A 26726-nucleotide genomic window follows, 5' to 3' on the forward strand; every position below is an offset into this window, starting at 1 on the left:
ATCATATATCGCCTTTGATTGTTATTTTCTCCTTTTTCAAACTTTCAAGTCTATTTGTCAATACGCCCATGTTCTTATCTAATTTGCTCAGAACATCTAAAATGTCTTGGTTTGGTTGCTTCCCTGAATTCAACGCTGCTGCTATTTGATTAAGGTTATTGCCAATCTGACTGAATATTTTTTCAATGGTGACTATATCCTCTCTTAACTTTGGACTACATACTTCTATGACTTCATTTATTCCATTATTTATAATATGGGAAATAAATTTTACCTGTGTCATCTTTAATGCTGCTCTTTGTGTTTCGAGTAGCTGAATATCATCTTTTGGAAGTCTAAAATTTAACTGATTACTTTTTCTTTCTTTATCACTCATACAATCCTCCATATTGATTGCTATACATTTTTCAAACGTAGTGCGAAAAATCGAGCGTAAATGTTAGTAAGTGAACGAAGTGAACTTGCTATACATTTACATTGCTCGCCTGTAATGTTTTCGAACTACTAATATCAAGTTAACATATATTAAAATGTTTTCAAGTTGTATAGCTTTCAATAAGCCAGATAACAAAGAATGAAAGTGTATAGCAACGTATAGCAACGTATAGCAGGCATTAAAAAGGCCACCTAATTAGGTAGCCTCATGAATGATGACAACAATAAAAAATTATACTGAGAATTTATATTGTAGGTGTTTAACAGCATCCATTTTAGATGCTGGGGTTGGGCCTTCCGAATATCTATCGAAAGTCATTCTTAGCAGTCCATCAGCTTTGTGGCCAACCAACGAAATGATGACAAGGTTCTTAACATCAGCACGCTCTAATGTAGTGATTACAGTTTTGCGAATGCTATGGAAAACACATTTTTTATCAAAACCTAAATCTGTCTTGAAGATTGAAAATTGATTACCTAAACCTTTCGATTTGGTTTCATACTTCCCACCTTTGCTTGTCTTCAACAAATACCCATCGTCCGATGAACTAACAAGCCGTTTGACCGTTTCCATGAGAACCGGATGAATTGGCACAAAACGAACGGATGCTTGTGTTTTACCTTCTGTAATATGAAAACAATCCACACCATCCTCTTTAACAACTGACGATGTTTTTAAACGGCATATTTCTTCAATGCGTGCTCCCGTATAGGCCGCTATCTTAATCAAATCGGCTAATTGACGCTTTCCTTTTTCAACTGCTTTACTATGCAAGGTTTCAACCTCTTCCGCCGTAAAAGCACGTCTTTCATCTTTTTTGAGTGTTCCACGTCTAACTTGGCTCAATTCATGACTTTTGAAAGGATTGATTGGATAACGTTCTTTGAATGGTGGTTCTTTTTTAATCAAGAAATTATAGAAGGCATTAAACGAAAACAAATATTGTTTCTTTGTCTTCGATTCCAGATTTTTTGAAATCAAGAATGAAGCAACTGCCTCATAATCCAGCAATAAGTCCTCAGCTTTCAAAAAGGCATCAAGTGCTTTAATTCTCTTTATATGTCTATCAACTGTATTCAAGTCTACTTTTCGTTGATTTAATTCATAGTTATAGAAACCATCAAGGCGACTTTTGAAAAATGGGGTTTTTGGTGAGTAGTCCGAACGACCTGCTGCAATATCAATTGCTTCATTAACAAGGTCGATGCTTAACTTCTTATCTTGTGTATATTGGATTACTTCAAAACCCATTTTTGTTTCATTGTTTGCGGGTTTCCCCTTAATTTTATCTTGGTTTATGGCCCTTTGATGCTTTTCAACTATTTGAAGAACATCATCACGGAAATTGCCGATTTCACCCCTACGGGCTTTTTCGATTTCGGTTTTCCACTGCTGCAACCATCGTAGTTTGAAAATATGGGCTTCCGAACGATTGCCAGTTTTGAGGCTTTTAGTCAAAACCTTACGCCCGGAAAAGGCTTCCCGTGCGTCTTCTGGAACGTCCAGACGGACGTAGTAGGTGCCGGATTTCAGGACTAAAAAATCGGTCATAGCAAAAGCCTTCGCTAGTCATTTCTACCCAAAATTCTACCCAAAATTTCTACCCAAAGCCACTGAAAGCCTTTAAACTCGCGGCATTGCTGGGTCTTATGATGTTTTTGAGGGAGTTCGAGTCTCCCTCGGGGCACCATCTTAAAGAAAGACCTTGAAATTCAAGGTCTTTTTTTTCGCCTGCAAAAAAGTGCCAGGCGTGGCAGTGGAGGTAGCGGGACCATGGAGTTGACGCTTGAAGCGGTTGCGTTGTTCGCGTTGAAGCTGGTGCATGAGACTGACCACGGCAGCCCATTGCTGCGCGATGATCCCGTGATGGAGGGCTATGATCGCGAAGTGTTCGGGTTGTTAGTGCGCCAGGGAAACCTGGCCGAGATCCAGTTGAAGCTCGATGAGTGCATCACCCAGGCGTTGATTGCATTGGGTGGAGCGGACAGCGTTCTCGGGCGTGAATTGCAAAGGCTATCCACCGATGTGCAAAACATCGCTCGTCTTGATGAGTTGACCTGCCCGCTGACCGTACTAAAGGGCTATCTGAAAGATGTGCAATGAATCATTGATCAGCATAACGGCCAGGTAAACCATCAACACCGCCACCCCTGCATCCAGCCAGCGCCAGACCGCAGGCTTGCGAAACAATACCGTCAATCGCTGACAGCACAGCGCCAACACCACGAACCACACGAGTGATGCCGTCATGGCGCCTGTCGCGAACAGCGCCTGTTGGCCCGCAGGTTTCGTGGCACCGATGGAACCAATCAGCACCACGGTATCGAGCCAGGCGTAAGGGTTGGCAAAGCCGAGTATGACCGCCGAGCGCAACAGCCCTCTTTGCGAGTTGCCGCCTTGAGCATCCGGCATGGACTGATCCCGGATACAAGCCAACAGACGTTGGCCACCAAACCAAAGCAGATAGGCCGCGCCGGACAACAGCAATAGTGCCATCACCTCAGGCCGACTTCCCAACAACGAACCTAAACCCGTGACCCCGAAAGCGATCAGGAGAATATCGGCCAAGACGCAAATAGCGACAACGCCCCAGATCGGCCCGCGACCGACACCTTGGCGGATCACCAAGGTGTCTTTCGGGCCAGGGGCGGCGAACAGTCCGATACCCAAGAGCAAACCTTCGAGGTAAAGGGCATTGAAGTGAGGAAACATGGACTGTTCGAGCCCTCCAGGACTATTTAGCGCAGTTGAATCGGTTGATTACCGAAACCGGTATGACGAGCATTCACAGTACTGCCCAGATCAATGGGTTTCTGGCGGTAAAAGGTCGTTAGCAACTGATCCGGATTGGGGTTTGCAAAGTAGATCAATGAGCTTCTGGCAACCGGTTTGCTGGGTGCAAGTACAGCATGGTAGGCGGCAGGCACGGCATGATCAGAAAGTTCTGTCAGCAAGGAGCCCGCCAGCACCGCGACCTCATTCTCCAGAAGGCGTACCGGCTCCAACGATCGTCCTTTCATCAAAACCAGCCCTTCGCGGGTAGGCTTGATAAACGAAAGCATATGCCCGTCTTCATGAGGGTCCTGGGCATATTTACGAGAATTGTCTTTGGCCTGTGGACCATAGACACACAACTGGATGTACGATGCCGAGCGAAAGGGGGCCAAGGTTTGAACGCCAAACTCCGCGCAAATGCCATCCATCACTCCCTGGGCCAACTCGCTCATCTGTCGCTCATAACTGCCGACTGCGGCAACGAAAGTACTTCGAGTGAATTCGAAAGCGGTTCTTTTTGAAGCGTGCGAGGGCCAGTAACAAAACCGCTCGCACAGGTCCGGGTGATCCTCGGCAAGGGAGTACTCGGCGCCAAAAGGGAAAAACCCATCCGTGTCCTGGGCAAAGGAAAATTCATCCTTGATGGCCTGGGGAATGGCCGAATACCCATCAATGATCTTTTTGTAGTCCTGCAACATCGCATCAGGAATTTGCAGGATGCCAAAGCCTGATCGGGCTATGGATTCGCAGCATGCTTTAAATTGAGACATAGCTATATCCAAAGATAGTTGTAAAGGAATGCAACACACCAGGTTCGCAAGCATGCGAGAAACCGCGACACTGGATATAGTCAAACAGAAAGGGACTGATCCATGTCCTTCACAACGTCGCTAGCAGGTTGCGAGTGTGCACGGTTCAATACACGCGACGGCGAGCAAGTTGTCCTTTTTGGCGAACAAGTTGACGACTTTTTTTCAAGGATTGGGATCACATACGGACATGAGCATCAAAACCCGCGACACCCTCCAGGCACTGGTCATACGACGCAGTCGGGAACTGGGAAAGTCCATGACAACCCTGGCTAAGGAAGCCGGTATTTCACGAACCTATCTGTACGGATTGGCGGGTGGTATTTCAAAAGATCCGTCGGTACGCACCTTGATCAAATTGGCCAAGGCGCTGCAGGTATCCCCCTTAATGCTGTTCCGCTACTTCGCCGATTTGTCCGGCTCGCCGGTCGATGCCCATTCAATGGCAACCACCAACCGAGCCATCGGCCTGCATCATCCTGGCGACGTTGTGGTATTCAACGCCGATGTCACCACCCCCGACCAGACCGTCGTGTTGCCAGGCGAAACATTTCAGAAAACCTGGGAGATCCAGAATGTCGGCACCCGCGCCTGGCGCGGTCGACGATTGGTACGAGTAGACGGTGAATACGTCATCGCCCGTCGAACGGCTACAGGCGCGCCCCTGGAAGTGGTGATGGACAGCCACCTGCGCAGCCTTGACAGCGAGGTGCCGATCGCCGAAACCCTGCCTGGGCAGCCGGTGCATATCACGGTGGAGTTTGGAGCGCCGCGGGAGACCTGTACGGTCACCTCGATCTGGCGTATCGAAGATGAACACGGGCGCCCCTGCTACGGGCCTGCATTCATCCTGCATGTGATCGTCAACGTCATGGCACGCTGAAAGCAGATTTAGCGCCGCCCTTCCACCGCCATCCGCACCGCCAAGCCCATCAACACCGACCCCATCAGCCAGCGCTGCAGCACCTGCCAACCTGGCCGGGTGACGAAGAACACCGCGATGGAACCCGCCATGCAGGCAATCACCGCGTTGACGCTCACACTGATAACAATCTGCAGGGAGCCCAGCGCCAGGGATTGCATCAGCACACTGCCATGCCCATTCGGCTCGATGAACTGCGGCAGCAACGACAAATACATCACCGCCACTTTGGGATTGAGCAGATTGGTGACCAAGCCCATGGTCACCAACTTGCGCGGGCTGTCCTTGGGCAAGTCGCGCACCTGGAATGGCGAGCGCCCACCCGGCTTGACCGCCTGCCAGGCCAGGTACACCAGATACAGCGCCCCGCCGACCCGCAGCGCGTCGTAGGCAAACGGCACCGCCATCACCAACGCCGTGATACCCAGCGCCGCACACACCATATACACCACAAACCCCAGCGCCACGCCGCCCAGGGAAATCAACCCGGCCGTGCGCCCCTGGCAGATGGAGCGGGAAATCAGGTAAATCATATTCGGCCCGGGTGTCAGTACCATGCCGAGTGAAATCAGGCCGTAGGCGAGCAAGCTGGACATATCAGGCATGGATTGGCTCCTGGTTTTTTAGGCTGCCAGCGTGAAATCCTTCGCCGACGCGGTCGTGTTGAGCGTCATGCTAGGGGCTTGCAGGCCCAGGCGTTAGATACAGATCCGCAAGTAAAACGTCATACACCGGCACCACCACTTACCCAGGACAGGCACATGATCGACTTCAACAACAAAGGCTTCTTCAAACTCAAGCAAAACAACGAATACGCCGAACGCGTAGCGGCCCTGCTGCTGGACGGCGAAGAAGTGGTCGACGCGTACAAAGCCATGCGCGACGGCGTCGTGTTCACCACCAAGCGCATCATCGCGGTGAATGTGCAGGGGATTACCGGCAGCAAGAAGGACTTCACTTCATTGCCGTACAAGAACATCGTGGCGTACTCGGTGGAAACTTCAGGGACGTTTGATCTGGATTCGGAGTTGGAGATTTACTTTTCTTCGTTGGGGAAGGTGAAATTCGAATTCACCGGCAAGACCTCGATCGTGGAAATCTCCCGGCTGATTTCCAAGCATCTGCTGAGTTGATCCACATCGCTGTTCAAAAGTGAGCCACCGTTGGGGCGGAACCCTAGGTGGCCGTTACCTCAGGAATGGATATGTACTCGGTATAACTGTGTCAGCTGTCAGGCCGTCTTCGCAGGCAAGCCAGCTCCCACATTTGGATCGCAGCGCGTCAGCTAGACCAACGCCCGCTGTCAGGCCGTCACGGGAGCAAGCTCCCTCGCCACAGGTTCAGCGTCGCACAGCCGGGCAGCTCGCCTAATTTTAAGTCGCCCCTCAACCCCGTCGAAGTACACCATCATTCCCGCCCCCGACTCAAACGCCTGCCATACCAAACCGCCCCGCTCAACGCCGCTCCCAAAACCACAACCCCATTCCCAACCAACCAAAACCCAAAATTCCTGCTCTGATCCGCATCCCCTTGGTAAAACGGCCCAAAATACGCAGACACGGCCACCACCAAACCGTTAAACACTCCGAGCGCCACTAAAACCACCCCGACGACAAACACCACGCCCTTAACCAGCGTCATATGACCTTCTAAAACCAGCGTATTTTTCACACGAACGTAGCAAACGCTTTGCCGATAATGGTGAGGTCAGGCGCAAATCAGAACGGTCCTACTTGTGTGTAGGCTTTGGATGCAAGCTAAGGCTCACACTGTGCTTTTTTGTAGGATCGAGCTTGCTCGCGAAAAACGTCAACGATGACGCGTGCTTCCTGAATGAATGCGACGCCTGTGAGCTTTTCGCGAGCAAGCTCGCTCCTACAGAGGACAGAGCGCGGTGATGCGTGTCAGCCTGGGCGCCTCACTTGGGCTGGAATGTCGCTAAGTACGCCAGGATATTTTCAATTTTCTCCTGGTCACTGATCCCCCAGAAGATCATCCGCGTGCCACTGACCACCGCCTTCGGGTCTTCAATGTAGGCCGCCAGTTTTTCCCGCGTCCACACCACGCCCGAATTTTTCATCGCATCCGAGTACTGGTAGTCCGTGGTGGTACCGGCAGGCCGGCCAATGATGCCGTTCAGTTCCGGGCCAAAACCGCCCCGCGCGCCTTCACCGATGCTGTGGCAGCCGCCGCAAGTCTTGGTGAAGAGTTTGCCGCCCGCCTCGGCGTCGCCCGCAGCGAGCGCGGGGGCAGCGATAACGGTGAGGGCGAGGGTCAATAACACATACTTCATTCAGGTCTCCCTATCGGCTGTTGCCGTCGATTATGCCTGTTCGACCGGCCTTTCCCCCAGCCGCTGCACCAGGCGGACCAGATAACCGTCCGGGTCTTGCACGATAAACTGGCGTTGCCCGGCCTCCACGTCACCGGCTCGGTACCAGGCGTCTTCTACATCGCGGAACAATGGCCAGCCGAGTTGCGCCAGGCGTTGCAGAATGGGCGTCACGGCGGGCACATCGATTTGCAGGTTGATGCCGCGCCCGAACGGTGACTGCAACGGTGCGGTGAGCCACTGGCCGGCATCGGGGTCGTATTGTTCGAGCATGATGTGCGCGCCGTGCAGGTCGAGGTAGGCAAAGCCTTCTTCTGCGCGCTGATAGGCAATGGCGAAACCTAACTGTTCGACCCAGAACGCCAGGCTGGCGCTGAGGCGGGTGACGATCAGTTCCGGCACGAGCGGGTTACGGTTAAACATGGCATTCCTTGGGCGGCAGGGTGGCGTTCACCTTAACGGATTGTGGTGCCCATGGCTCACAAGCGGCCAAACGACCACCCATCGATTAAAAAACATCCAATCGAACCTATCCGGCCACCTTCCACTCCACCTTACTGAACCCCCTGATGGTGGAGTAAGGATCATGGCTCAGCCATCGATTTTGGTATTGGAAGACGACGAGATCATTCGGGCGTTGATGGTGGATGTGCTGGAAGACTTTGGTGCGGTGGTGACATCGTTTGCATCGGCAGACGAAGGGATGATTTACCTGGAGCGCGGCGATGACCCCGTGGATTTGATTGTCAGTGATATTCAAATGCCCGGTTTGCTCAATGGTTATGACTTGAGCCGTGTGGTCGCCCATCGCTGGCCTGAAGTGCAGGTGGTGCTGACCTCAGGCAACACGAAAATCGCCGCCGAGTTGGGCAGTTCGGTGCGGTTTCTGCCCAAACCGTGGAGTACCGACCACTTGCTCGAGTGCGTGCAGACGGCATTGATGCACTAGGGCCTGCCCCTGCATTGATAGCAGCTCGATATCATTTCAACCGAACTTGAGGGCCCGGTCTGCGGTCATGTAATGTGCAGGGAGCGACTTTTCTGATCCGCTGGTCAGCCTTTTCGCTTCTGCGTTCAGCTGACGACAATGAGTTGTGTAGAATCGTCGCCCATTTTCACGCGTCATTCATGGCCGACAGGCCCACAGTTCGAGCTCATTGAATGCATTCACAGGCCCATGACGTTAGTGCGCCCTCCTTGTTGGAAACGTTGCGCACGGGCACGGGCCTGCTGCATGTGGCGTTGGAACAGCGTCTGCCGTTTTTTTCCGAGCGCCTGGATGCCCAGTGGTATCGGCGCTTGCTGCAGGCGTACTACGGCTTTTATCAGCCAATGGAAGCGGCGCTGTACGAAAGCGGCTTGATTCCCGATGGATATGAGTCTGCGTTGCGTGTGAAAACGCCAACACTGGTGCATGACCTGCATGCACTCGGCCTGACCGACAATGCCATTCATGCCCTGCCTCGCTGCACTCAACTCCCCGCATTAGACACACCGGCTGCGTGCCTCGGCGCCCTGTATGTGCTGGAAGGCGCCACCCTGGGCGGCCAAGTGCTGCGCCGGGAAATGGCCTTGCGCCTGGGTGTGAACGCCGACAACGGCGGTGCTTTTCTCAATGTATACGGCGCCGAGACCGGACGGCGCTGGAAAGATTTCCTCGATTATCTGGGCCGCCAGCCACTGGACACACATGCCGCCGCGCGCGCGGTGATGGCGGCCCGTTCGACATTCAGCGGCTTTGAGCAATGGCTCGACAGCCAGGAGGTATTGCTATGAAACCCGAAGATTTTGAAGAGCTGCTTGCCAACTGCGCCGACGAACCCATTCGTTTTCCGGGGGCCATCCAGCCCCACGGCGTGCTGCTGACCTTGTCGGAACCTGGCCTGAACATCATTCAGGTAAGTGCCAACGTCGGTACGTTGTTCGGCCACGCCCCCGAGGCGCTGTTGAATCAACCACTGCACAGGTTGATTGGCGAGGAGTACGCCCAGGCCGTGCAAACCATGGCCGAGGACAGCGCATTCCTGGACTCGCCGCCCCTGCTCATCACCTTCAAGGGTGAGCAGTTCGAAGGCCTGTTGCATCGCCACCAGGGCGTACTGGTGCTGGAATTCGAACCACGGCTCAAGGATTTCAAACCCCGTGCGCACAATGGCCGCACCAGCGACCTGGGCAAAATGCTGCATCGCCTGCAATCGGCAAAGACCTTGCAGTCGCTCTACACCATCACCGTCAACGAAATCCAGGCCATGACCGGCTATGACCGGGTGCTCATCTATCGCTTCGAAGAAGAAGGCCATGGCCAAGTGATCGCCGAAGCTTCGGCACCTTCCATGGAATTGTTCAACGGGCTGTTCTTCCCCGCGTCCGACATCCCCGAGCAGGCCCGCGAGCTGTATCGCACCAACTGGCTACGGATCATCCCGAATGCGTCCTACGAACCGGTACCGCTGCTGCCCAAATTGCGCCCGGACACGGGCCTGCCCCTGGACCTGAGCTTCGCCACCCTGCGCAGCGTGTCGCCGATTCACTGCCAGTACATGCAGAACATGGGCGTGTTGTCGTCCATGAGTATTTCACTGATGAAGGGCGACAAACTATGGGGCTTGATCAGCTGCGGCAACCGCGAGCCACTGCTGGTGCCTAACGATTTGCGCATGGCCTGCCAGACCATCGGCCAGGTGCTGTCATTGCAGATCAGTGCCATGGAGACCCTGGAGCTGACCCGCCAGCGCGAAGAAAAAGTCGAAGCGCTGGCGCTGCTGGACCTGGCGATGAAGGCCTCTGCCAATAACGTATTCGACGGCCTGGCCCAGCAAGGCCGAATGCTGATGAACCTGACCCTCTCTGGTGGCGTGGCGATCATCGAAGATAAACAATTGCACCGCTACGGCAACTGCCCGGAACCGGCGCAGATACGCGCGCTGCACAAGTGGTTGCAGGGCAACGGCGCACCGGTATTTTCCAGCCATAACCTGGCCTCGGTTTATCCGCCTGCCGCCGAGTATCAGAGCGTGGCCAGCGGCGTGCTCGCCATGAGCTTGCCCAAGCCTGTGGATAACGGTGTGTTGTGGTTTCGCCCGGAAGTCAAAGAGAACATCCACTGGAGTGGCGACCCGGAGAAGCCGCTGAATCTGGAAACCTGCGACGCGGGCATGCGCCTTCGCCCACGCACCTCGTTTGAAATCTGGAAAGTGGAAATGGCCGGCATCTCCACCAAATGGAGCCATGGCGACCTGTTTGCCGCCAATGATTTGCGCCGCTCGGCCCTGGAGAACGACCTGTCCCGGCAGGTGCTGCGCGAGCAACAAGCGGTGCGTGCGCGGGACGAGCTGGTCGCGGTGGTTTCCCACGATCTGCGCAACCCCATGACCGTCATCTCCATGCTCTGCGGCATGATGCAAAAAGCCTTCAGCTCCGATGGCCCCCACACTTCACGGCGCATCTCTTCCGCCATCGACACCATGCAACAGGCTGCCGGGCGCATGAACGTGTTACTGGAGGATTTGCTCGACACCTCGAAAATCGAGGCCGGGCGCTATGTGGTCAAGCCGGTGGCGCTGGACGTCAGCCAAATTTTTGAAGAGGCGTATTCGCTGCTGGCGCCTCTGGCCTCGGAAAAGGGCATCGACCTGTCGTTCAATGTCGAGCCTGGCCTGCAGATCAAAGCCGACCCGGAGCGCTTGTTCCAAGTGCTGTCAAACTTGATCGGCAACGCGATCAAGTTCACCCCGCGTCAGGGCAACATCGGCATCAGCGCCATGAGCAACGGCGAGGAGATTGTATTTTCGGTGCGCGACTCCGGTGAAGGCATTGCGCCGCACGACCTGCCCCATGTGTTCGATCGCTATTGGACCCAGACTGAAAACAACCCCACCGGCAGCGGACTCGGGCTGTATATCACCCAGGGGATTGTCCAGGCCCATGGTGGGCGCATCGAGGCCGAAAGCGAGTTGGGCCGCGGCAGTGAATTCAGGTTTACGGTGCCAAAGCCTGCTTGAAACGCGTACAAATCCTACAAGTTCAACATATGGTTACTTATGGCCGGGAACGAAAAAACCGGCCAGCCCCACTCAATCAGTGCGCAGTCAAAGGGATTATTGATGCGACAACAATCCTTTAATTGAGTAAGAGGTTTACCATGATCATCGGCAATTCGTTTAGCAATCTCACCTATAACATCGAGCAATCCGTAAAAGATACTCAGCCCCCTGCCAATCCCGAATCAACCTCTTCGCAGACTGACACCCTCTCACAGGGGCAGAACACGCGACCAAAACCTAAATATTCGAGTACGACCTCTCTTGGCGGAGGCAAACTGCTTTAAATCGTGACCGGACACCGGCAACAAGTGCAGCGCACAGCGCTGCACTCCGTTAACAAAACACTGACATCCTCTGCGCTATCCTCCCCAGTTCCACTTGGAATGAGCAGCATTCTTCATGCTTCAACCCGACACTTTGCCCGCGGTCATTGCCGGCCCGCTCCTACGGCGCCTGGAGCCGCAGCGCCTGGTTATCTGGTTGGTGGGCAGTCGTGCCCTGCCACTGTCCTTGAGGCTGCAATTACCCTCGGGCGAGGCGCTGGATAACCCACTCGATGCAACGCACTGCCAAGTTGTGCCCGTCGGGCGCCACGCCTTTATCCACCTGATCGACATCGCCCTGAGCCACGCCCTGCCACAGGATGAAATCATCGGTTACGACCTGTTGATTGACGGCCTCGGCATTGCACAATGGGCACCGCACTTGCTGTATGGCGACGCCACTACGCCCAGCTTCGTGCTGCATAGCCGCATCCACCACTTGGTGCATGGCTCGTGCCGCAAACCCCACCACCGCGCCGACGAAGGCTTGTTGTGTGTCGACCGCCTGTTGGCAGATGCTCGTACACCGCTCGACCGCCCAGCCTTATTGATGATGAATGGCGACCAGATCTACGCCGACGATGTCGCAGGGCCCATGCTACGCGCCATTCATGGGCTGATTGCGCGCCTGGGCCTGTTCGATGAGTACCTGGAGGGCGCGGTGGTGAGCGACAGCGCCAGCCTTTATGGGCATCACGCCAGCTATTACCACCGGGCCGACCTGCTCCCTGCGCTGGACAGTAACGAGACCTTGCGCGAACGCTTTTTCGGCGGCGTGAAGAAGCCGATCTTCACCAGCAGCACCGCCGACAATCACCTGGTGACCTTCGCCGAAGTGATCGCGATGTACCTGCTGGCCTGGTCGCCAGCACCCTGGACACTGATCACGCCAGAACCGCCGCCGCTGAACGCGCAAGAGCAACAACGCTACGCCCGCGAACAGGTTCACATCGACCAGTTCCGCGACGGTCTGCCTGGAGTGGCCCGGGTGTTCGCGCACCTGTCGACGCTGATGATGTTCGACGATCACGACATCACCGACGACTGGAACCTCAGCGCGCAGTGGGAGGAAACCGCCTACGGCCATCCCTTTTCCAAACGCATCATCGGCAATGCCTTGCTGGCGTATCTGCTATGCCAAGGCTGGGGCAACCAGCCCCAGGTATTTGGCGAACTGCTGGGGCAAACCCAGGCACTGACCGGCCAGGTACAGGCCAATCATCTCGACGCGGCGGCGCAAGACGCGTTGCTGGAGGCCCTGCTGAAATTCCAGCAGTGGCACTACGTATTGCCCACCAGCCCGGCACTGGTGGTACTCGACACCCGCACCCGACGCTGGCGCAGCGAGTTCACCCTCAAGCAACCCTCTGGCCTGCTGGACTGGGAAGCCTTGAGCGAACTGCAACAAGCGCTGCTGGACCACCCGTCAGCCATCATTGTCTCGCCCGCGCCAGTCTTTGGCGTCAAGCTGATCGAGACGGTGCAAAAGGTCTTCAGCTGGTGCGGCTTTCCCCTGCTGGTGGACGCTGAGAACTGGATGGCCCACCGCGGCGCCGCTCAAGTGATTTTGAATATCTTCCGCCATTCACGCACGCCGGGTAACTACGTGATCCTCTCCGGCGATGTGCATTACTCGTTTGTCTATCAAGTGCTGATCCGCCATCGCAACGGCGGCCCCAAGATCTGGCAAATCACCAGCAGCGGCATCAAGAACGAGTTCCCGCCGCGCCTGCTGGAATGGTTCGATCGCCTCAACCGCTGGCTCTACTCCCCGCGTTCGCCGCTCAACTGGTTTACCCGCCGGCGCACCATGCAGGTGGTGCCCTATATTCCCGAGCACGCCGAAGCGGGTGAGCGATTGTGGAACTCGGCTGGCATTGGCCAGGTGTTTTTCAATGAGCAGGGCCAACCACAGGCCATTTACCAGCACAACGCGGATGGAAGGCCTCGGACAAAGATGATGGCGCCAGAAAAATAGCGTTTCGCCACTCGTCAAAAGCAGCACACCTGCCCTATTCAAAGCGCGCAAGCGCCGATGTACAGTAGCCCCAGCCACGGAGTATCGGCGTCAACCATGACTGGCCTTGGGCGCCAGCCCCCGCAGGAAGCGCGCAGATGGACGATACATCCGGCAAAGAACCGCTACGCAATGAGGTGTCCGACCTTAACGTCGACCTGTTGCACGCCATCATGGAACTGGTCAGTGATGGCATCTGGGACTGGAACGCCAACACCGGCTTCGTCTACCGCAACCCCGGCTGGTACGAAATGCTTGGCTACTCCCACCACTCCCTGGAAAACAGCGTGTTCACCTGGGAGAACGTGATCCATCCCGAGGATTACCCCTGCGTGATGGCAGTGTTCGATGATTACATCAGCCAAAGCGCCCCTCATTACCGGGCCGAATACCGTTGTCGCAAAGAAGACGGTACGTACCTGTGGATCGAGGACCGTGGCTACGTCATTGCCCGTAATCCAGACGGTTCCGTGGCGCGCATGGTGGGCGCACACCGCGATATTCATACGCGCAAATGCTCCATCGAACAGCTGCAAAAGCGCAACCAGTCCCTGGAAGCGCTGGTCGCGGAGCGCACCCTTGAGTTGTCACGCGTCAACCAGCAACTGCAATTGCAACTGGACGAAAACCGCTCCCTGGCCGAGCGTGACGCCCTGACGCGCATCGCCAATCGGTACCGCCTGGAAAAAGTACTGCTGGAAGAATGCGACCGTGCCGAGCGCTTCCGCCTGCCACTGGCGCTGTTGGCCATGGATGTCGATGACTTCAAGCCGATCAATGACCAATACGGCCACGGCGTCGGCGACCAGGCACTGATACGGGTGGTGGAAACCTTGGAAACCTGCGTACGCGCAAGCGACTTGCTGGCGCGCTGGGGCGGCGATGAATTTATGGTGGTGCTGCCCAAAAGCAGCCTGGACACGGCCAAAGAGCTGGCCGAAAGGATTCGCCGTAAAATCAAGGAGGCGGCCCCCGTGGGCGCCGTGAACGTTACCCTGAGCCTGGGCGTGGTGGAGCGGCGCATGGGTGAATCGCCGGCTGCGCTGATGGCGCGGGCCGATCAAGCCTTGTACCGGTCCAAGGCGGCGGGCAAGGATGGGGTGTCGGAATAGCCGCAGCTCCTTCCAAGGTGGAATGACCCGGCAACTTTATTTCGTTTGCGGCAAGGCCGGGCGCGCGGCTTAGATAGCGCTGCGCCCACCACTGCCGAGTCCCAGAGTCATGAGCCACGCTAGCATCAGCCAGTCGATTTCCATCGTTCACCCCATCAGCCTGAGCCACGGTAAAAACGCCGAAGTCTGGGACACGGCGGGCAAGCGTTACATCGACTTTGTCGGCGGTATCGGCGTACTCAATCTGGGCCATTGCCACCCGGCCGTGGTGGCGGCGATTTGCGAGCAAGCCACCCGGCTTACTCATTACGCGTTCAACGCCGCACCGCATACGCCCTACATCGAATTGATGCAACGCCTCAGCGCTTTTATCCCGGTGGAATACCCGGTCAGCGGCATGCTCACCAACAGCGGCGCCGAGGCGGCGGAGAACGCGTTGAAGATCGCCCGTGGTGCCACCGGGCGCACAGCGGTGATCGCCTTTGACGGCGCCTTCCACGGGCGCACCCTGGCAACCCTCAACCTCAATGGCAAGGTCGCGCCCTACAAACAGAAGGTGGGCGTACTGCCCGGCCCTGTGTATCACCTGCCCTACCCCAGTACCGATAACGGCGTGACCTGCACCGAAGCGCTGAAGGCCATGGACCGTCTGTTCAGCGTGGAAATCGACGTAAACGATGTAGCCTGCTTCATCATCGAGCCGGTGCAGGGCGAAGGCGGTTTTCTCGCCTTGGATACTGAGTTCGCCCAGGCTCTGCGGCGCTTCTGCGACGAGCACAACATTGTGCTGATCATCGATGAAATCCAATCGGGTTTCGGGCGCACCGGCCAGCGTTTTGCCTTCTCGCGGCTGGGCATCGAGCCGGATCTGCTGCTGCTCGGCAAAAGCATCGCCGGCGGCATGCCATTGGGGGCGGTGGTCGGGCGCAAGGCGCTGATGGATAACCTGCCTAAAGGTGGGCTGGGAGGTACGTACTCGGGTAACCCCATCGCCTGTGCGGCGGCGCTGGCGACCCTTGAGTTGATGAGCGACAAAAACCTGCACGCATGGGGCGTTGCGCAGGAGGCCGCGATTGTGGGCCGCTATGAAGCCTGGCGCGCACAGCAACTGTCGCCCTACCTGGGCCGCCTCACCGGTGTCGGCGCTATGCGGGGCATTGAACTGGCGCATGCCGACGGCACACCCGCCACCCAGCAACTGGCGCGACTGCTGGATCTGGCGCGAGAGGCTGGCTTGCTGCTGATGCCCAGCGGCAAGTCGCGACACATCGTGCGCTTGCTGGCCCCGCTGACCATTGAGCCTGGGGTGTTGGAGGAAGGCCTGGATATTCTCCAGGCGTGTCTCACACAGTTGGACGAATAGCGGTCTGCCTTGACCTGATCCCCTCACCCGCTGAAAATGCCCGACGTTTTTTTGTCTCTCCGCTTACTACGCAGTGAAATTTTAATGCCTGATTCCTACACCGAAAAATCCGCCGAAGAATCCGTAGTCGCCCTGCACGCCAAAGCCGAATACGAAAACGCCATCAATCTTTCACAGCATGTGCCAGCCGCCAAGATCATCAGCGAGATGGTGCTGGACGCGTTTCACACCTCCAAGGAAAGCGACCAGATCCGCGAGCTGCGGGTTGCCATCCGCCAGGCCCATGATGCCTTCGACGATGACAAAGCCTATGAGCTGATGGGCCAGCTCAAGCAATTGAAAGACGCCGAAGCCGCAGACAACGCCGCCCTGGAACACCTGAGCAGCCAGTTCTCGATCAGCCGCATCCTGTCCAGTTTCAAGGACGACCCCGAATTCCAGGAACTGGTCTACGGCCTGGCCCTCAAGGTGCTCAACCAGTCGCACCAGGCCATCAGCAACCCGAGCGCCGGCAAGGGCAAGGCAGCACGAGCCAAGAAAGACACCGAAGTGTTTGTGATCAGCAAGGATGGCATCAGCGTCACCCTGCCGCTGCGCACGCCGCGCTCCAAGCTCAATGTGGACCGCGAAGCGTTGGAATTCCTGGGCTTCACCTTTGTGGGCGAAGGCAGCGAGGCGGAGCTTGCGAGCGAAACCTTCATCGACAACAGCGGCGCCGAGCAGCCGGTCACGCGCAAGAGCATCGTGACCGCGCTGCAACAGCAAAGCGCGTTTGACGGCTACGCCATCGCCGCCCAGTAAGTAGCTGACGCAACCCGGCGCGCGTGCAAGGCGCAGCGCCGGTTGCCGTCTACGCCGATTTGTTCCACAACACCGCCGAGCTTTTCATCATCCCCACGGCGATTGCGAACAGCACCAACACGCAGCCTGTCAGCAGCCACGGTGACGGCAAGGTTGGCCGGGCCAATAACATGAACGCCAACGAGGGCGCGATCATCACGCCGATGTTGACGCCTGCCGAGTAATAGCCAAGGTTGCGGCCCACGCTGTCGCGGCTGGAAATGCTGCTGACATAGTGGGTGATCGCGGGGAACACAATCATCTCGCCCAGGCTCCACAACACCGTAGCCAGCATTAACAGCGCGCCGACCTGACCAAAGCCCATCAAGAAGAAACCGCTGCCTGCCAGCAAGAAGCCGATGATCAGCGAGCGGCTGCTCGACAAGTGCGCCATGCGCAGGTTGATCGGCACTTCAAACACAATCACCAGCAAAGCATTGATAAAGAAAATGATGCCCACGTAATAGGCCGGCAATTGGGTGTAGTTGATGATGTACGCCGACAGAAAAGTCGGCGGCAGTGCGTATGCCACGTGCACCGGCAGCGCCGCCAACAGGATCACCAGCAGTCGCGAACGCTCATGGGCCGCCACCTCGGGCAAGCCCTCGCCCTTGCCGGCGACGGGCGCGTCTTGGGTGGCTGGCCGGGGCCGTCCGAACCGCAGGCAGGCGGCGAAGGCCAGCAAGGACAACACGGCATTGATGTAGAACACCGCATCGGCATTGCGCAGAAAGATCAAGCTGCCCAGCAACGGCCCGATGGCCATGCCGATGTTGATCGCCAGCCGGTTGCACGAAAACGCCACTTTGCGTGACTCAAGGTTGCTGTGAGCCACCGTCTCGGAGAACGCGGCCGGTGTGAAGGCTTCGTAACAAGCGCCCCAGAGAAACGACAACAGGAACAGCGCGAGCAGGTTTTCCACCGAGGGAATGACCAGCAGCAACGCCGCGTTGAACACCAACGAACCGAGGATGACCCGGTTGGCCGAAAACCGCTTGATCACGGCGCCGATGACCAGGTCGGTACACAGGGCGCCCGCGCCATATACCCCGACCAACAGGCCAGCCGTGCCCGCCGATATCGCGTGTTGATGAATCAGGTACGCCGCGTAGAAAGGAAACGCCAGAGTGCCCATGCGGAACACCAGCGTGATCATGAACAGTGCTTGCAACCGCGCATTAAGGCCGCGCAAGGCGTGAAAAGTGCCCATCAGCGCAACACGCTGGCACAGGTGTGGAGCAAAGCTACAGAGCGGCTCATCCGAATGTCCTTTGGCAATGGCGGCGCCGGTGTGTCCGACGCCAAACTCCATAGCTGGGCAACCTAATGCAGCACTGTGCGGCGAACAAGCTACCCATTTGGACAGGTAGGTGCTGATTGCGACCTCAGGCCGGGTGGCGGATATAGCCCAATTGCAGGGCCTTGCCGATTGCTGACTTGCCGTTGGTGACCTGCAATTTGCCGAAGATATTCTTCATGTGAAACTTGACCGTATGGGAGGTCATCGAGGTCAGGAGCGCCACTTCGTTGTAGGTCTTGCCCAGGCTGACCCAGGACAATACTTCGGTTTCCCGTGGGGTCAGCACCGTCTGTTGCGCGACCGGCGCGGCGTGATCTTCCAGGGCCTCGTCGTACATCGAGACCAACAGCATCTGCAGTTCACTTTGATGGGCCAGCACGGTCTCGCGAAACTGCTGGTCTTCGCCGAAACTGCACAGATTGAGCACCGAATAGAAGCCGCGATTGCCATGCACGATAAAACTGGCGCCCTCGCCAACGGGTTTGTAGGGGCCCGGCACCGGCACCGCTTCATCGGCCACGGCCAGCAGGTGTTCATCACTCCAGAAAAACGGTTTGATCCGGGTGCGGGTCAATGTAACCAGCTCGCCACGCCGGTAGAAATCGTCGGCCGTGTCGGAAGGCTCCATGGCCTCAGGGTAATTGGACACAATCTGCGCTTGGTCCATCGGCGGCCCACACTGGTAGACCTCAAAGTGCCCCAGGCCACGGCGGCTCAGCTCGGTATCGAGCAAGCGGCGCATATCCTCGGGCAGCATGGGCGATTTCTTATCGGGTTGGCCATTAGGTCCCACGGGTATCTTCCTTGAGCATTCGACCCGGTCGAGCATGAAGCATGCCTGGCTTACCTGTCCAGGCAGCGGATGACAAACACTGGGCCTAGACCTGCGCCGCGAACGCCTCGCGAAAGCGCTGCATCTCCTGCGGGTTGCCCACCGTCACCCGTACCCAATGCGGCCAGTCCTTCCACACCCGCCCAACCAGCACACCCTGTGCCGCCAACTGCTCAATCACCTGCTCTGCCGGGTGCTTCACGTCGATCATGAAGCAATTGCTGTGGGAAGCGGTGCAGGTAAAGCCCCGGCCCTTGAGCCAGACGATCGTCTCATCGCGCAACCTGGCATTGCGCGCTTTGCGTTGGCCCACCAGTTGCGAATCTTCCAGGCTGGCACGGGCGGCCAGCAAGCTGGCGCCGGCCGGGACATTATCGCCGCCAAACACCGCCAACCGCTCCAGCAGCGCCGGGTGGCCGATCGCCAGGCCCAGGCGCGCACCGGCCATGCCGTAGATCTTGGAGAACGTGCGCAGCACCAGCAGGTCGTCATGATCGTTGACCCAGCTCACGCAACTGGGGGCGTCACAGAAGTCGATATAAGCCTCGTCCACGACCAGCACGCTGCCCTTGGGTTTGTGCGCCAGGGCTTGGCGAATGGCCTCGGTCGAGGTGAGCGTACCGGTCGGGTTGTTGGGGTTGCACAGGTACAGCATGCCGGCCTGTGGGTCCGCCGCGAGCATGGCAGGCACATCGTGGGCATGCTGGGCGTTCAGGCTCACTTCTTGCACCGGCGCCTTGATCGACTCGGCCGCCTGGCGCGGTACTTCGTAGGACGGCGTGGCCATCACCAGGCCGCGGGTCTGACTGGTGAACGCCAGCACCGCGTAACGCAGGGCGGCCATCGAGCCGGCAAACACTCCGACGCTGTCTTCGGCTATGCCCTGTTGTTGGGCGAACAGCGCGGCCAATGCATACATGTCCGGGTAAGGGTACCGCCCGGAGGCTGCAATCGCGCGCTGCATCGCCTGGCGAGCCGCGTCTGAAGGGCCGTAGGGGCTTTCGTTGTAATTGAGCAGCACCTTGTCAGATTTCGTCGGCGCCGGGCTGGCGACGGCCCAATTGAGCTGCCCCATCACAGGCAGGGCCGCGCCCAGGGCGAGAAGGGATCGACGACTGACACGCACCATGGTGACTACTCCTTGTAGAGGCGCGAGGGATTCGCGCGGGCCGTTCAGAAGAGTATGACGAGAAAGCCGTTGCCTGATTTACCACCAAGGCGTATCCCTGCACTCAGTACTTTATTGTTATAGCGGGCGCATGCAACACTTTCACTGCCGCCAAACCCGCAACATTGGGTTGTGCCGGCATGGACTGATGACTAAATGGAAGTGGTGAGCACTTGATACACAGACGGGAAAAAACCGAGCACTTGAAGAGCAACATCAAGTACTTGATCAAGAGTCGTGGCGAAACCCAGCTTTCGCTAAGCAGTGCCGCCGGCCTGACCAGGACGACTATCTACAACATCCTGGAAGGCAAGGTCGTTAACGTACAGCAGTCGACGATTCGCAAGATCTCGGACTTCTTCGGCGTCTCCTACGAAGAAATCGAGACCATCAGTTTTGAGGCCAAGGAAGTCATCGAGAGCAACGTTTCCCCGCTGGGTAACAAGAACCCGGCGGCAGTGCCTGTGCTCAAGGAAAGCCTGCTCATGCAGAACCTGGGCAAGCGCATCGGTGAACTGACCACGCTTCATCCGCTGACCTACTACTTCGGCAGCGCCTGCAACCTGATTGGCGTGCGCCTGGAGCACGGGATTCCCGGCCTTAATGAGCCTGGGGACTTGCTGATCGTGCAGAAAGGCTCATCCAGCGACGATAAAGAAAAGCTGGTGTACGACCGCGCCACCAAGAAGCTGTTCATCACCCTCGAACCCTGCGGGAACTCAGAGCGGTTGTGTGTCATCGGCGACATCCTTGAGGAGCGCTTCAATGACAACGTCTGAGGGCGCCATTGAAAACAGCAAATACAAGTTGCTGGGCTTTGAAAATGACAAGCGCCTGGCGGTGATCATGGTGATCGCCACCGGCAAGGTCCTCAAGATCAAGCTGAGTGAAGTGCTCAGCAGTGAAATGATGGACAACTTCAACAAGATGGAAATCAAGAACCTGTACAAGAAGTTCTATTCCCAAGGCGGAGCGCTGACCGCTTACGAGATAAACGACCGCAATGAAAACTCCTGGATGATCTACATCATCCTGAACTTGCTGCTGTTCACCTTCTATATCTTCACCAGCATTGCCGCGACTAAGCCGATTTACCTGGAGTCCTTGGGCATCATCGTCACGCCGGGCACGTTCCTGTACCCGCTGACCTTTTTGATCGTGGACTTGCTCAACGAAAATTTCGGCTTGCGCCTGGCCAGGCGAGCCATTCTGTTTGCGTTTGCCAGCAACGCGATGATCATCATCCTGCTGTATGGCTCGACGTTCCTGCCGGGGCTACCGGGCTGGAAGCTGGATGGGCCTTATACCGACGTGATCCTGCAAGTGTCGTCGGTGCTGGTGGCCTCTTCGGTGTCGTTCCTGGTGTCGGAGAACATAAATTCCTACCTGCTGTGCAAGATCAAGGAGCTGACCAACTCCAGGTACCTGTACTTGCGGATATTCCTCAGTACGTTCTTCGCGGTGATTATCGACAGCTTCCTGTTCTGCTTCATTGCCTTCTACGGGGCGATGCAGACCAGCGATATCCTCAGCATGATTTACGTGCAAATCGCGATCAAAGTCGGCTTTGCGTTCTTCAATATCCTGCCCGCCTATGGCGCACGCTCATTATTCAAACGCTATCAATAACTTGTAGGAGCGAGCTTGCTCGCGAAGAACCCGAGAACGCCGCGTTCAACCCGATGTGCTGCGTTATCGTTGACGTTCTTCGCGAGCAAGCTCGCTCCTACAAGGGTTATTTGAGTTGCAACTTGTGCTTGAGGCTCTGCATGACATGGGTCTTGTTCTGCAGGTAGTCATTCAAGCCACGGGCGCGCAGGTTGCATGCATCGCAGTTGCCGCAGCCGGTGCCAATCACGCCGTTGTAGCAGGTCAGCGTCTGCTCGCGCACCAGCTCCAGTTGCCCGTGGTAATCGGCCAGGGCCCAGGTCTCGGCTTTGTTCAGCCACATCAACGGGGTGTCCAGGCGCACGTCGTATTCCATGCCCAGCTTGAGGGCCTGGTTCAGTGCTTTGACAAATTCATCCCGGCAATCGGGGTAGCCTGAGAAGTCGGTTTCGCACACGCCGGTGATGACAGTCTCGGCTTTCACTTGATAGGCGTAGATCGCTGCCAGGGTCAGGAACAGGATGTTGCGCCCCGGCACAAAGGTACTCGGCAGGCTTTCACCCGAGCTGTTCACGGTCGGCACCGGAATGTTGTCACGGGTAAGGCTGCTGATCGCCAGCTCATTGAGCAGGGACACATCCATCACTTTGTGCACGGTGGCACCCAACTGCTTGGCCAACTTCTGGGCCACTTCGATTTCTGCCACGTGGCGCTGGCCGTAATCAAAGGTAATGCAGTGCACTTCGTCATACAGCGGCAGGGCCTGGATCAGGCAGGTGGTCGAATCCTGCCCGCCACTGAAGACCATCACGGCTTTTTTACTCATTGCATTGCTTCCTGCATTCGAAGAATTAGGGTGTAGGAGCGAGCTCGCTCGCGAAAAACGTCAACGATAACGCAGCGCTCAATAAAAAACCCCGCGCGACTTTCGAAGGCGGGGCTTTTTTACTGCAAGACCACTCAGTGAGCGTAGGTCAGCAACAGCTCTTTCGGCACTTGGAAATCCAGGGACATCATCACGCTGAGCGCGGTGATGGTGAAGATCGAGAACACGAACAGCTTGCGCGCCCAGACGGTGTCGTCCACCGCCTTGTAGCCGGTCCAGGCCATGTACAACCAGTACATGCCCATGGCCGCGGCGACAGCGAGGTAGCTCATGCCGGCGTAGCCACTGAAGGTCAACATCAAGGTCGCCACGAGGAAGGCCAGGATGTAGAGCAGGATGTGTTTCTTGGCCACCTGGATGCCACGTTTGACCGGCAATACCGGAATCGACGCAGCCAGGTAGTCATTGAAGCGGAAAATCGCAATGGCGTAGGAATGCGGCATCTGCCACAGGCTGAACATCACCAGCAGCGTCAGCGCGGCCATGTCGAAGCTATTGGTCACAGCCACATAACCAATCACCGGCGGCATCGCCCCCGACAGACTGCCCACCAGCGTGCCGTGAACCGACTTGCGCTTGAGGTACAGGCTGTAGAGGCCGACGTAGATGACAAAGCCGATCACGGCAAACAGCGCCGCCAACGGGTTGGCCACCTTGTACAACAGGGCCACACCGGCAACACCCAAGACGGTCGCGTAGATCAGTGCCAGCTTCAGGGAGATAAGGCCCTGGACCAGCACGCGATTCTTGGTGCGCTCCATCTTGATGTCGATGTCACGGTCGATGCAGTTGTTGAATACGCAACCGGAAGCAACCACCAGGGACGTACCGATCATTGCCGCCAGGAAGATGGCCAGATCGACATGTCCCTTGGAGGCCAGGAAGAAACCGCCCGCCACAGAAAGCACGTTACCGAAAATGATCCCCGGTTTGGTGATTTGGATAAAGTGCTTAAGCGACATCGGGTCTTACCTCACTTCGCCATCATGTAGGTGTGGATGCTGAACATGATCCACAGCGACAGACCAACCAGCAGAACGATCACCAGGCCTGCGAACACAAACGCGATCACGTTCTCGCGCTGCTCTTTGGAGCGGTCCAGGTGCAGGAAGTACACCAGGTGAACCAGCACCTGAATCACCGCGAACGCCAGGACGATCATCAAGGTGATCGACTTCGGCAAGGTTGGGTACATCACCAGGCCGAACGGGATCAGGGTAAGGATGACCGACAGGATGAAGCCGATGGCGTAAGACTTTACGCTGCCGTGGCTCGAATCGTGGCTGTCATGGGAGTGTGCATTAGCCATTACAGAGTCCCCATCAAGTAAACGACGGTGAATACGCAGATCCAGACCACATCCAGGAAGTGCCAGAACAGGCTCAGGCAGCTCAGGCGGGTCTTGTTGGTGTTGGTCAGGCCGTGCTTATTGACCTGATACATCATCACCGCCATCCACAGCAGGCCAGCGGATACGTGCAGACCGTGGGTGCCGACCAGCGTGAAGAACGCCGACAGGAAACCGGAACGGTGCGGGCCGTAGCCTTCGGAGATCAGCAGGTGGAACTCGTTGATCTCCATGCCGATGAAGCCCAGGCCGAACAGGAAGGTCAGGCCCAGCCAGCTCAGTACGCCCTTCTTGTTGCCCTTGTAGAAGGCCAACATGGCGAAGCCGTAGGTGATCGAACTGAACAACAGCAAGGCGGTTTCGCCGAGCACGTAAGGCAGTTCGAAGATGTCGTGGCCCGACGGGCCACCCGCTACGTTGTTTACCAGTACCGCGTACACCGCGAAGATCGACGCAAACAAGATGCAGTCGGTCATCAGGTAGAGCCAGAAACCGTAGACGGTTATCGGCCCCGAGTCGTGGTGGTGGTCATCGTGCCCATGGTCATCGACATGGGCGTGTCCAGCATTGGTCACTAAGTTCGACATGGTTTAAGCCTGTTCCAACGAGGTTTCTACACGGTTGGCCGGGATCTTCTTCTCGGCTACCAGGCGAGCGTGCTGCTCGGCTTCGATGCGTTCGATCGTTTCGACCGGCACCATGTAGCCTTGATCATCACGGGCAGCGTGAATGATGAAGTAACCGATAGTGCCCACCAGACTCGCGATTGCCAGCCACCAGATGTGCCAGATCATCGCGAAACCGAACACGGTCAACAGCGCACCCATCACCACGCCAGTGGCGGTGTTGTTTGGCATGTGGATCGGTTCGTAGTGCTTAGGCTTCTGGTACGCAGTACCGTCTTCCTTGGCTTCGGTGAACGCATCAATGGTGTTCGCAGTAGGGATCACGGCGAAGTTGTAGAACGGTGGTGGCGACGAGGTCGACCATTCCAGGGTATGGCCGTTCCATGGGTCGCCGGATTCGCACATGTTCTGCTTGCGATCACGCACGCTGACGTACAGCTGGATCAGCTGGCAGGCGATACCCACAGCGATCATCACCGCACCGAACATGGCAACGTACAGGTACGGTACCCACTCAGGGTTGGTGGTGGCGTTCAGACGACGGGTCATGCCCATGAAGCCCAGTGCATAGAGCGGCATGAACGCGACGAAGAAGCCCGAGATCCAGAACCAGAACGCAGCCTTGCCCCAGCCTTCGTGCAGCTTGAAGCCGAACGCTTTCGGGAAGTAGAAGCTGAAACCAGCGATGTAGCCGAATACCGCACCACCGATGATCACGTTGTGGAAGTGGGCGATCACGAACAGGCTGTTGTGCAGCACGAAGTCAGCACCCGGGATGGCCAGCAGTACGCCGGTCATGCCGCCGATGGCGAAAGTCACCATGAAGCCCAGGGTCCACAGGACCTGGCTGGTCATGCGCAGACGACCGTGGTAGATGGTGAACAGCCAGTTGAATAGCTTCACCCCCGTCGGGATGGAAATCAGCATCGTCGCCAGGCCGAAGAAGGCGTTGACGCTGGCCCCCGAACCCATGGTGAAGAAGTGGTGCAGCCACACCATGAAGCCCAGTACGGAGATCGCGCCAGAGGCGTAGACCATCGAGTGGTGACCGAACAGGCGCTTGCCGGTAAAGGTCGAGATCACTTCGGAGAAGATACCGAACGCTGGCAGGATCAGGATGTACACCTCAGGGTGACCCCATGCCCAGAACAGGTTCACGTACATCATTGGATTGCCACCAAGTTCATTGGTGAAAATGTGGAAATCCAGGTAACGGTCAAGCGACAGCAGCGCCATGGTAGCGGCCAGGATCGGGAACGAAGCCACGATCAGGACGTTTGCCCAGGTGCAGGTCCAGGTGAAGATCGGCATGTCCATCAGTTTCATGCCAGGGGCGCGCATTTTCAGGACGGTGGCCAGGAAGTTGACCCCCGTCAATGTCGTCCCGAGCCCTGATAACTGTAGCGCCCAGATGTAGTAGTCCACACCCACGCCCGGACTGTACTGCAGCCCCGACAATGGCGGATACGCAACCCAACCGGTCTTGGCGAATTCGCCGACGCCCAGGGAAACGTTGATCAGCACCACGCCGGACACCAGCAGCCAGAAGCTCAGGGAGTTCAGGAACGGGTAGGCAACGTCACGCGCACCGATCTGCAGCGGCAAGGCAAGGTTCATCAAGCCGGTGAAGAAAGGCATCGCCATGAAGATGATCATGATCACACCGTGGGCGGTGAAGATCTGGTCATAGTGTTCAGGTGGCAGGTAGCCAGGCGAACCCTCGGTGGCCATGGCCAACTGGGTACGCATCATGATGGCGTCGGCAAAACCACGCAGCAGCATGACCATGGCAACGATGACGTACATGACGCCGATTTTCTTGTGGTCGACCGAGGTCAACCACTCGGTCCACAGGTAGGACCACTTCTTGAAATAGGTGATACCCGCAACCAGCGCCAAACCACCCAGCGCGATCATGGCGATAGTCACCATTACGATCGGCTCGTGGAATGGGACCGCGTCCCAACTTAATTTACCAAACATCGT

At 56.8% G+C, this 26726-nt stretch carries 28 protein-coding genes; 12 read left to right on the top strand and 16 right to left on the bottom strand.

Annotation, left to right across the window (positions count from 1 at the left end; translation table 11 throughout):
- Window position 1: 1 nt before the first annotated feature.
- Both mobC and PSH76_RS24740 read right to left on the bottom strand, forming a co-directional pair.
- Window positions 2–376, bottom strand: coding sequence for a plasmid mobilization relaxosome protein MobC (gene mobC, locus PSH76_RS24735; RefSeq protein ID WP_033050921.1), 375 nt, complete (start codon window positions 374–376; stop codon window positions 2–4).
- A gap of 291 nt (window positions 377–667) precedes the next feature.
- Window positions 668–1987 carry a tyrosine-type recombinase/integrase gene (locus tag PSH76_RS24740; protein WP_028624202.1) on the bottom strand — a complete coding sequence of 440 codons (1320 nt, stop codon included), beginning with the start codon at window positions 1985–1987 and terminating at the stop codon, window positions 668–670.
- 222 nt (window positions 1988–2209) lie between these two features.
- Between PSH76_RS24740 and PSH76_RS24745 the strand changes: the two genes are divergently transcribed.
- Window positions 2210–2539, top strand: coding sequence for a hypothetical protein (locus PSH76_RS24745; protein ID WP_034133612.1), 330 nt, complete (start codon window positions 2210–2212; stop codon window positions 2537–2539).
- On the opposite strand, the gene PSH76_RS24750 is transcribed toward PSH76_RS24745, so the two are convergent.
- Together PSH76_RS24750 and PSH76_RS24755 are read right to left on the bottom strand one after the other, a co-directional pair.
- A complete protein-coding gene (locus PSH76_RS24750; RefSeq protein ID WP_032895380.1) occupies window positions 2510–3148 on the bottom strand; it encodes a LysE/ArgO family amino acid transporter in 639 nt (212 codons plus the stop codon). The two genes, PSH76_RS24745 and PSH76_RS24750, sit on opposite strands and share 30 nt — an antisense overlap.
- A 26-nt stretch (window positions 3149–3174) precedes the next feature.
- A complete protein-coding gene (locus tag PSH76_RS24755) occupies window positions 3175–3981 on the bottom strand; it encodes a 2OG-Fe(II) oxygenase family protein (protein WP_305493056.1) in 807 nt (268 codons plus the stop codon).
- Window positions 3982–4210: 229 nt separating this feature from the next.
- Between PSH76_RS24755 and PSH76_RS24760 the strand changes: the two genes are divergently transcribed.
- Window positions 4211–4903: an NBR1-Ig-like domain-containing protein gene (locus PSH76_RS24760; RefSeq protein WP_305493057.1), complete on the top strand. Its 693-nt coding sequence runs from the start codon at window positions 4211–4213 to the stop codon at window positions 4901–4903.
- 8 nt (window positions 4904–4911) lie between these two features.
- On the opposite strand, the gene PSH76_RS24765 is transcribed toward PSH76_RS24760, so the two are convergent.
- A complete protein-coding gene (locus tag PSH76_RS24765) occupies window positions 4912–5547 on the bottom strand; it encodes a LysE family translocator (RefSeq protein WP_278917722.1) in 636 nt (211 codons plus the stop codon).
- 156 nt (window positions 5548–5703) lie between these two features.
- Between PSH76_RS24765 and PSH76_RS24770 the strand changes: the two genes are divergently transcribed.
- Window positions 5704–6075 carry a PH domain-containing protein gene (locus PSH76_RS24770; protein ID WP_014719840.1) on the top strand — a complete coding sequence of 124 codons (372 nt, stop codon included), beginning with the start codon at window positions 5704–5706 and terminating at the stop codon, window positions 6073–6075.
- A 274-nt stretch (window positions 6076–6349) separates the two neighbouring features.
- On the opposite strand, the gene PSH76_RS24775 is transcribed toward PSH76_RS24770, so the two are convergent.
- From PSH76_RS24775 to PSH76_RS24785, 3 genes are all read right to left on the bottom strand, one after another.
- Window positions 6350–6613, bottom strand: a complete 264-nt coding sequence (locus tag PSH76_RS24775; protein ID WP_370874611.1) for a hypothetical protein — start codon at window positions 6611–6613, stop codon at window positions 6350–6352.
- A gap of 247 nt (window positions 6614–6860) precedes the next feature.
- Window positions 6861–7235, bottom strand: a complete 375-nt coding sequence (locus PSH76_RS24780; RefSeq protein WP_138763232.1) for a cytochrome c family protein — start codon at window positions 7233–7235, stop codon at window positions 6861–6863.
- A gap of 30 nt (window positions 7236–7265) precedes the next feature.
- Window positions 7266–7697: a VOC family protein gene (locus tag PSH76_RS24785; RefSeq protein ID WP_305493058.1), complete on the bottom strand. Its 432-nt coding sequence runs from the start codon at window positions 7695–7697 to the stop codon at window positions 7266–7268.
- 163 nt (window positions 7698–7860) lie between these two features.
- Between PSH76_RS24785 and PSH76_RS24790 the strand changes: the two genes are divergently transcribed.
- From PSH76_RS24790 to PSH76_RS24820, 7 genes are all read left to right on the top strand, one after another.
- Window positions 7861–8223, top strand: a complete 363-nt coding sequence (locus PSH76_RS24790; protein ID WP_044268271.1) for a response regulator — start codon at window positions 7861–7863, stop codon at window positions 8221–8223.
- A 212-nt stretch (window positions 8224–8435) separates the two neighbouring features.
- Window positions 8436–9050 carry a biliverdin-producing heme oxygenase gene (locus PSH76_RS24795; RefSeq protein WP_138763234.1) on the top strand — a complete coding sequence of 205 codons (615 nt, stop codon included), beginning with the start codon at window positions 8436–8438 and terminating at the stop codon, window positions 9048–9050.
- On the top strand, window positions 9047–11275 hold the full coding sequence (locus PSH76_RS24800; RefSeq protein WP_305493059.1) for an ATP-binding protein: 2229 nt from the start codon (window positions 9047–9049) through the stop codon (window positions 11273–11275). Before PSH76_RS24795 ends, PSH76_RS24800 begins: the two co-directional genes overlap by 4 nt.
- A gap of 441 nt (window positions 11276–11716) precedes the next feature.
- Window positions 11717–13618, top strand: coding sequence for an alkaline phosphatase D family protein (locus PSH76_RS24805; protein ID WP_305493060.1), 1902 nt, complete (start codon window positions 11717–11719; stop codon window positions 13616–13618).
- A 137-nt stretch (window positions 13619–13755) separates the two neighbouring features.
- Window positions 13756–14769: a sensor domain-containing diguanylate cyclase gene (locus PSH76_RS24810; protein ID WP_305493061.1), complete on the top strand. Its 1014-nt coding sequence runs from the start codon at window positions 13756–13758 to the stop codon at window positions 14767–14769.
- A 109-nt stretch (window positions 14770–14878) separates the two neighbouring features.
- A complete protein-coding gene (locus tag PSH76_RS24815; protein ID WP_305493062.1) occupies window positions 14879–16132 on the top strand; it encodes an aspartate aminotransferase family protein in 1254 nt (417 codons plus the stop codon).
- An 84-nt stretch (window positions 16133–16216) separates the two neighbouring features.
- Window positions 16217–16933 (top strand): hypothetical protein, encoded by a 717-nt coding sequence (locus tag PSH76_RS24820; protein ID WP_098950412.1) that lies wholly within the window; start codon window positions 16217–16219, stop codon window positions 16931–16933.
- A gap of 49 nt (window positions 16934–16982) precedes the next feature.
- On the opposite strand, the gene PSH76_RS24825 is transcribed toward PSH76_RS24820, so the two are convergent.
- From PSH76_RS24825 to PSH76_RS24835, 3 genes are all read right to left on the bottom strand, one after another.
- On the bottom strand, window positions 16983–18182 hold the full coding sequence (locus PSH76_RS24825) for an MFS transporter (RefSeq protein ID WP_169918578.1): 1200 nt from the start codon (window positions 18180–18182) through the stop codon (window positions 16983–16985).
- Between the two features lie 175 nt (window positions 18183–18357).
- The gene (locus tag PSH76_RS24830) at window positions 18358–19029 is read right to left on the bottom strand and encodes a helix-turn-helix transcriptional regulator (RefSeq protein ID WP_305493063.1); all 672 of its coding nucleotides are present in this window, start codon (window positions 19027–19029) and stop codon (window positions 18358–18360) included.
- Between the two features lie 121 nt (window positions 19030–19150).
- Window positions 19151–20233, bottom strand: coding sequence for a pyridoxal phosphate-dependent aminotransferase (locus PSH76_RS24835; protein WP_305493064.1), 1083 nt, complete (start codon window positions 20231–20233; stop codon window positions 19151–19153).
- Window positions 20234–20445: 212 nt separating this feature from the next.
- Between PSH76_RS24835 and PSH76_RS24840 the strand changes: the two genes are divergently transcribed.
- Together PSH76_RS24840 and PSH76_RS24845 are read left to right on the top strand one after the other, a co-directional pair.
- The gene (locus PSH76_RS24840) at window positions 20446–21051 is read left to right on the top strand and encodes a helix-turn-helix transcriptional regulator (protein ID WP_305493065.1); all 606 of its coding nucleotides are present in this window, start codon (window positions 20446–20448) and stop codon (window positions 21049–21051) included.
- Window positions 21038–21901: a queuosine precursor transporter gene (locus tag PSH76_RS24845; RefSeq protein WP_305493066.1), complete on the top strand. Its 864-nt coding sequence runs from the start codon at window positions 21038–21040 to the stop codon at window positions 21899–21901. Before PSH76_RS24840 ends, PSH76_RS24845 begins: the two co-directional genes overlap by 14 nt.
- 106 nt (window positions 21902–22007) lie before the next feature.
- Here the strand turns inward: PSH76_RS24845 and queC are convergent, their stop codons facing one another.
- From queC to cyoB, 5 genes are all read right to left on the bottom strand, one after another.
- Window positions 22008–22706, bottom strand: a complete 699-nt coding sequence (gene queC, locus PSH76_RS24850) for a 7-cyano-7-deazaguanine synthase QueC (RefSeq protein ID WP_138763241.1) — start codon at window positions 22704–22706, stop codon at window positions 22008–22010.
- Between the two features lie 134 nt (window positions 22707–22840).
- On the bottom strand, window positions 22841–23728 hold the full coding sequence (gene cyoE, locus PSH76_RS24855; protein ID WP_003194050.1) for a heme o synthase: 888 nt from the start codon (window positions 23726–23728) through the stop codon (window positions 22841–22843).
- Window positions 23729–23739: 11 nt separating this feature from the next.
- On the bottom strand, window positions 23740–24075 hold the full coding sequence (gene cyoD, locus PSH76_RS24860; RefSeq protein WP_003194051.1) for a cytochrome o ubiquinol oxidase subunit IV: 336 nt from the start codon (window positions 24073–24075) through the stop codon (window positions 23740–23742).
- Window positions 24075–24701: a cytochrome o ubiquinol oxidase subunit III gene (locus PSH76_RS24865; RefSeq protein WP_003194052.1), complete on the bottom strand. Its 627-nt coding sequence runs from the start codon at window positions 24699–24701 to the stop codon at window positions 24075–24077. The genes cyoD and PSH76_RS24865 overlap by 1 nt, the downstream gene beginning before the upstream one ends.
- Window positions 24702–24704: 3 nt before the next feature.
- The gene (cyoB, locus tag PSH76_RS24870) at window positions 24705–26723 is read right to left on the bottom strand and encodes a cytochrome o ubiquinol oxidase subunit I (RefSeq protein ID WP_003194053.1); all 2019 of its coding nucleotides are present in this window, start codon (window positions 26721–26723) and stop codon (window positions 24705–24707) included.
- Window positions 26724–26726: the final 3 nt, after the last annotated feature.

Source organism: Pseudomonas sp. FP215 (genome assembly GCF_030687795.1).
GTDB classification, from domain to species: domain Bacteria; phylum Pseudomonadota; class Gammaproteobacteria; order Pseudomonadales; family Pseudomonadaceae; genus Aquipseudomonas; species Aquipseudomonas salmasensis.

What these genes read in the sequence shown, in the direction of transcription:
- PSH76_RS24820 (WP_098950412.1), top strand. Translation starts at nt 16,217, where the DNA reads ATGCCTGATTCCTACACCGAAAAATCCGCCGAAGAATCCGTAGTCGCC.
- PSH76_RS24750 (WP_032895380.1), bottom strand. Translation starts at nt 3,148, where the DNA reads ATGTTTCCTCACTTCAATGCCCTTTACCTCGAAGGTTTGCTCTTGGGT.
- PSH76_RS24760 (WP_305493057.1), top strand. Translation starts at nt 4,211, where the DNA reads ATGAGCATCAAAACCCGCGACACCCTCCAGGCACTGGTCATACGACGC.
- PSH76_RS24770 (WP_014719840.1), top strand. Translation starts at nt 5,704, where the DNA reads ATGATCGACTTCAACAACAAAGGCTTCTTCAAACTCAAGCAAAACAAC.
- PSH76_RS24745 (WP_034133612.1), top strand. Translation starts at nt 2,210, where the DNA reads ATGGAGTTGACGCTTGAAGCGGTTGCGTTGTTCGCGTTGAAGCTGGTG.
- PSH76_RS24780 (WP_138763232.1), bottom strand. Translation starts at nt 7,235, where the DNA reads ATGAAGTATGTGTTATTGACCCTCGCCCTCACCGTTATCGCTGCCCCC.
- PSH76_RS24805 (WP_305493060.1), top strand. Translation starts at nt 11,717, where the DNA reads ATGCTTCAACCCGACACTTTGCCCGCGGTCATTGCCGGCCCGCTCCTA.
- PSH76_RS24790 (WP_044268271.1), top strand. Translation starts at nt 7,861, where the DNA reads ATGGCTCAGCCATCGATTTTGGTATTGGAAGACGACGAGATCATTCGG.
- PSH76_RS24815 (WP_305493062.1), top strand. Translation starts at nt 14,879, where the DNA reads ATGAGCCACGCTAGCATCAGCCAGTCGATTTCCATCGTTCACCCCATC.
- PSH76_RS24830 (WP_305493063.1), bottom strand. Translation starts at nt 19,029, where the DNA reads ATGCTGCCCGAGGATATGCGCCGCTTGCTCGATACCGAGCTGAGCCGC.
- PSH76_RS24765 (WP_278917722.1), bottom strand. Translation starts at nt 5,547, where the DNA reads ATGCCTGATATGTCCAGCTTGCTCGCCTACGGCCTGATTTCACTCGGC.
- queC (WP_138763241.1), bottom strand. Translation starts at nt 22,706, where the DNA reads ATGAGTAAAAAAGCCGTGATGGTCTTCAGTGGCGGGCAGGATTCGACC.
- PSH76_RS24845 (WP_305493066.1), top strand. Translation starts at nt 21,038, where the DNA reads ATGACAACGTCTGAGGGCGCCATTGAAAACAGCAAATACAAGTTGCTG.
- cyoB (WP_003194053.1), bottom strand. Translation starts at nt 26,723, where the DNA reads ATGTTTGGTAAATTAAGTTGGGACGCGGTCCCATTCCACGAGCCGATC.
- cyoD (WP_003194051.1), bottom strand. Translation starts at nt 24,075, where the DNA reads ATGGCTAATGCACACTCCCATGACAGCCACGATTCGAGCCACGGCAGC.
- PSH76_RS24825 (WP_169918578.1), bottom strand. Translation starts at nt 18,182, where the DNA reads ATGGGCACTTTTCACGCCTTGCGCGGCCTTAATGCGCGGTTGCAAGCA.
- PSH76_RS24755 (WP_305493056.1), bottom strand. Translation starts at nt 3,981, where the DNA reads ATGTCTCAATTTAAAGCATGCTGCGAATCCATAGCCCGATCAGGCTTT.
- mobC (WP_033050921.1), bottom strand. Translation starts at nt 376, where the DNA reads ATGAGTGATAAAGAAAGAAAAAGTAATCAGTTAAATTTTAGACTTCCA.
- PSH76_RS24740 (WP_028624202.1), bottom strand. Translation starts at nt 1,987, where the DNA reads ATGACCGATTTTTTAGTCCTGAAATCCGGCACCTACTACGTCCGTCTG.
- PSH76_RS24865 (WP_003194052.1), bottom strand. Translation starts at nt 24,701, where the DNA reads ATGTCGAACTTAGTGACCAATGCTGGACACGCCCATGTCGATGACCAT.
- PSH76_RS24835 (WP_305493064.1), bottom strand. Translation starts at nt 20,233, where the DNA reads ATGGTGCGTGTCAGTCGTCGATCCCTTCTCGCCCTGGGCGCGGCCCTG.
- PSH76_RS24785 (WP_305493058.1), bottom strand. Translation starts at nt 7,697, where the DNA reads ATGTTTAACCGTAACCCGCTCGTGCCGGAACTGATCGTCACCCGCCTC.
- PSH76_RS24810 (WP_305493061.1), top strand. Translation starts at nt 13,756, where the DNA reads ATGGACGATACATCCGGCAAAGAACCGCTACGCAATGAGGTGTCCGAC.
- PSH76_RS24800 (WP_305493059.1), top strand. Translation starts at nt 9,047, where the DNA reads ATGAAACCCGAAGATTTTGAAGAGCTGCTTGCCAACTGCGCCGACGAA.
- PSH76_RS24795 (WP_138763234.1), top strand. Translation starts at nt 8,436, where the DNA reads ATGCATTCACAGGCCCATGACGTTAGTGCGCCCTCCTTGTTGGAAACG.
- cyoE (WP_003194050.1), bottom strand. Translation starts at nt 23,728, where the DNA reads ATGTCGCTTAAGCACTTTATCCAAATCACCAAACCGGGGATCATTTTC.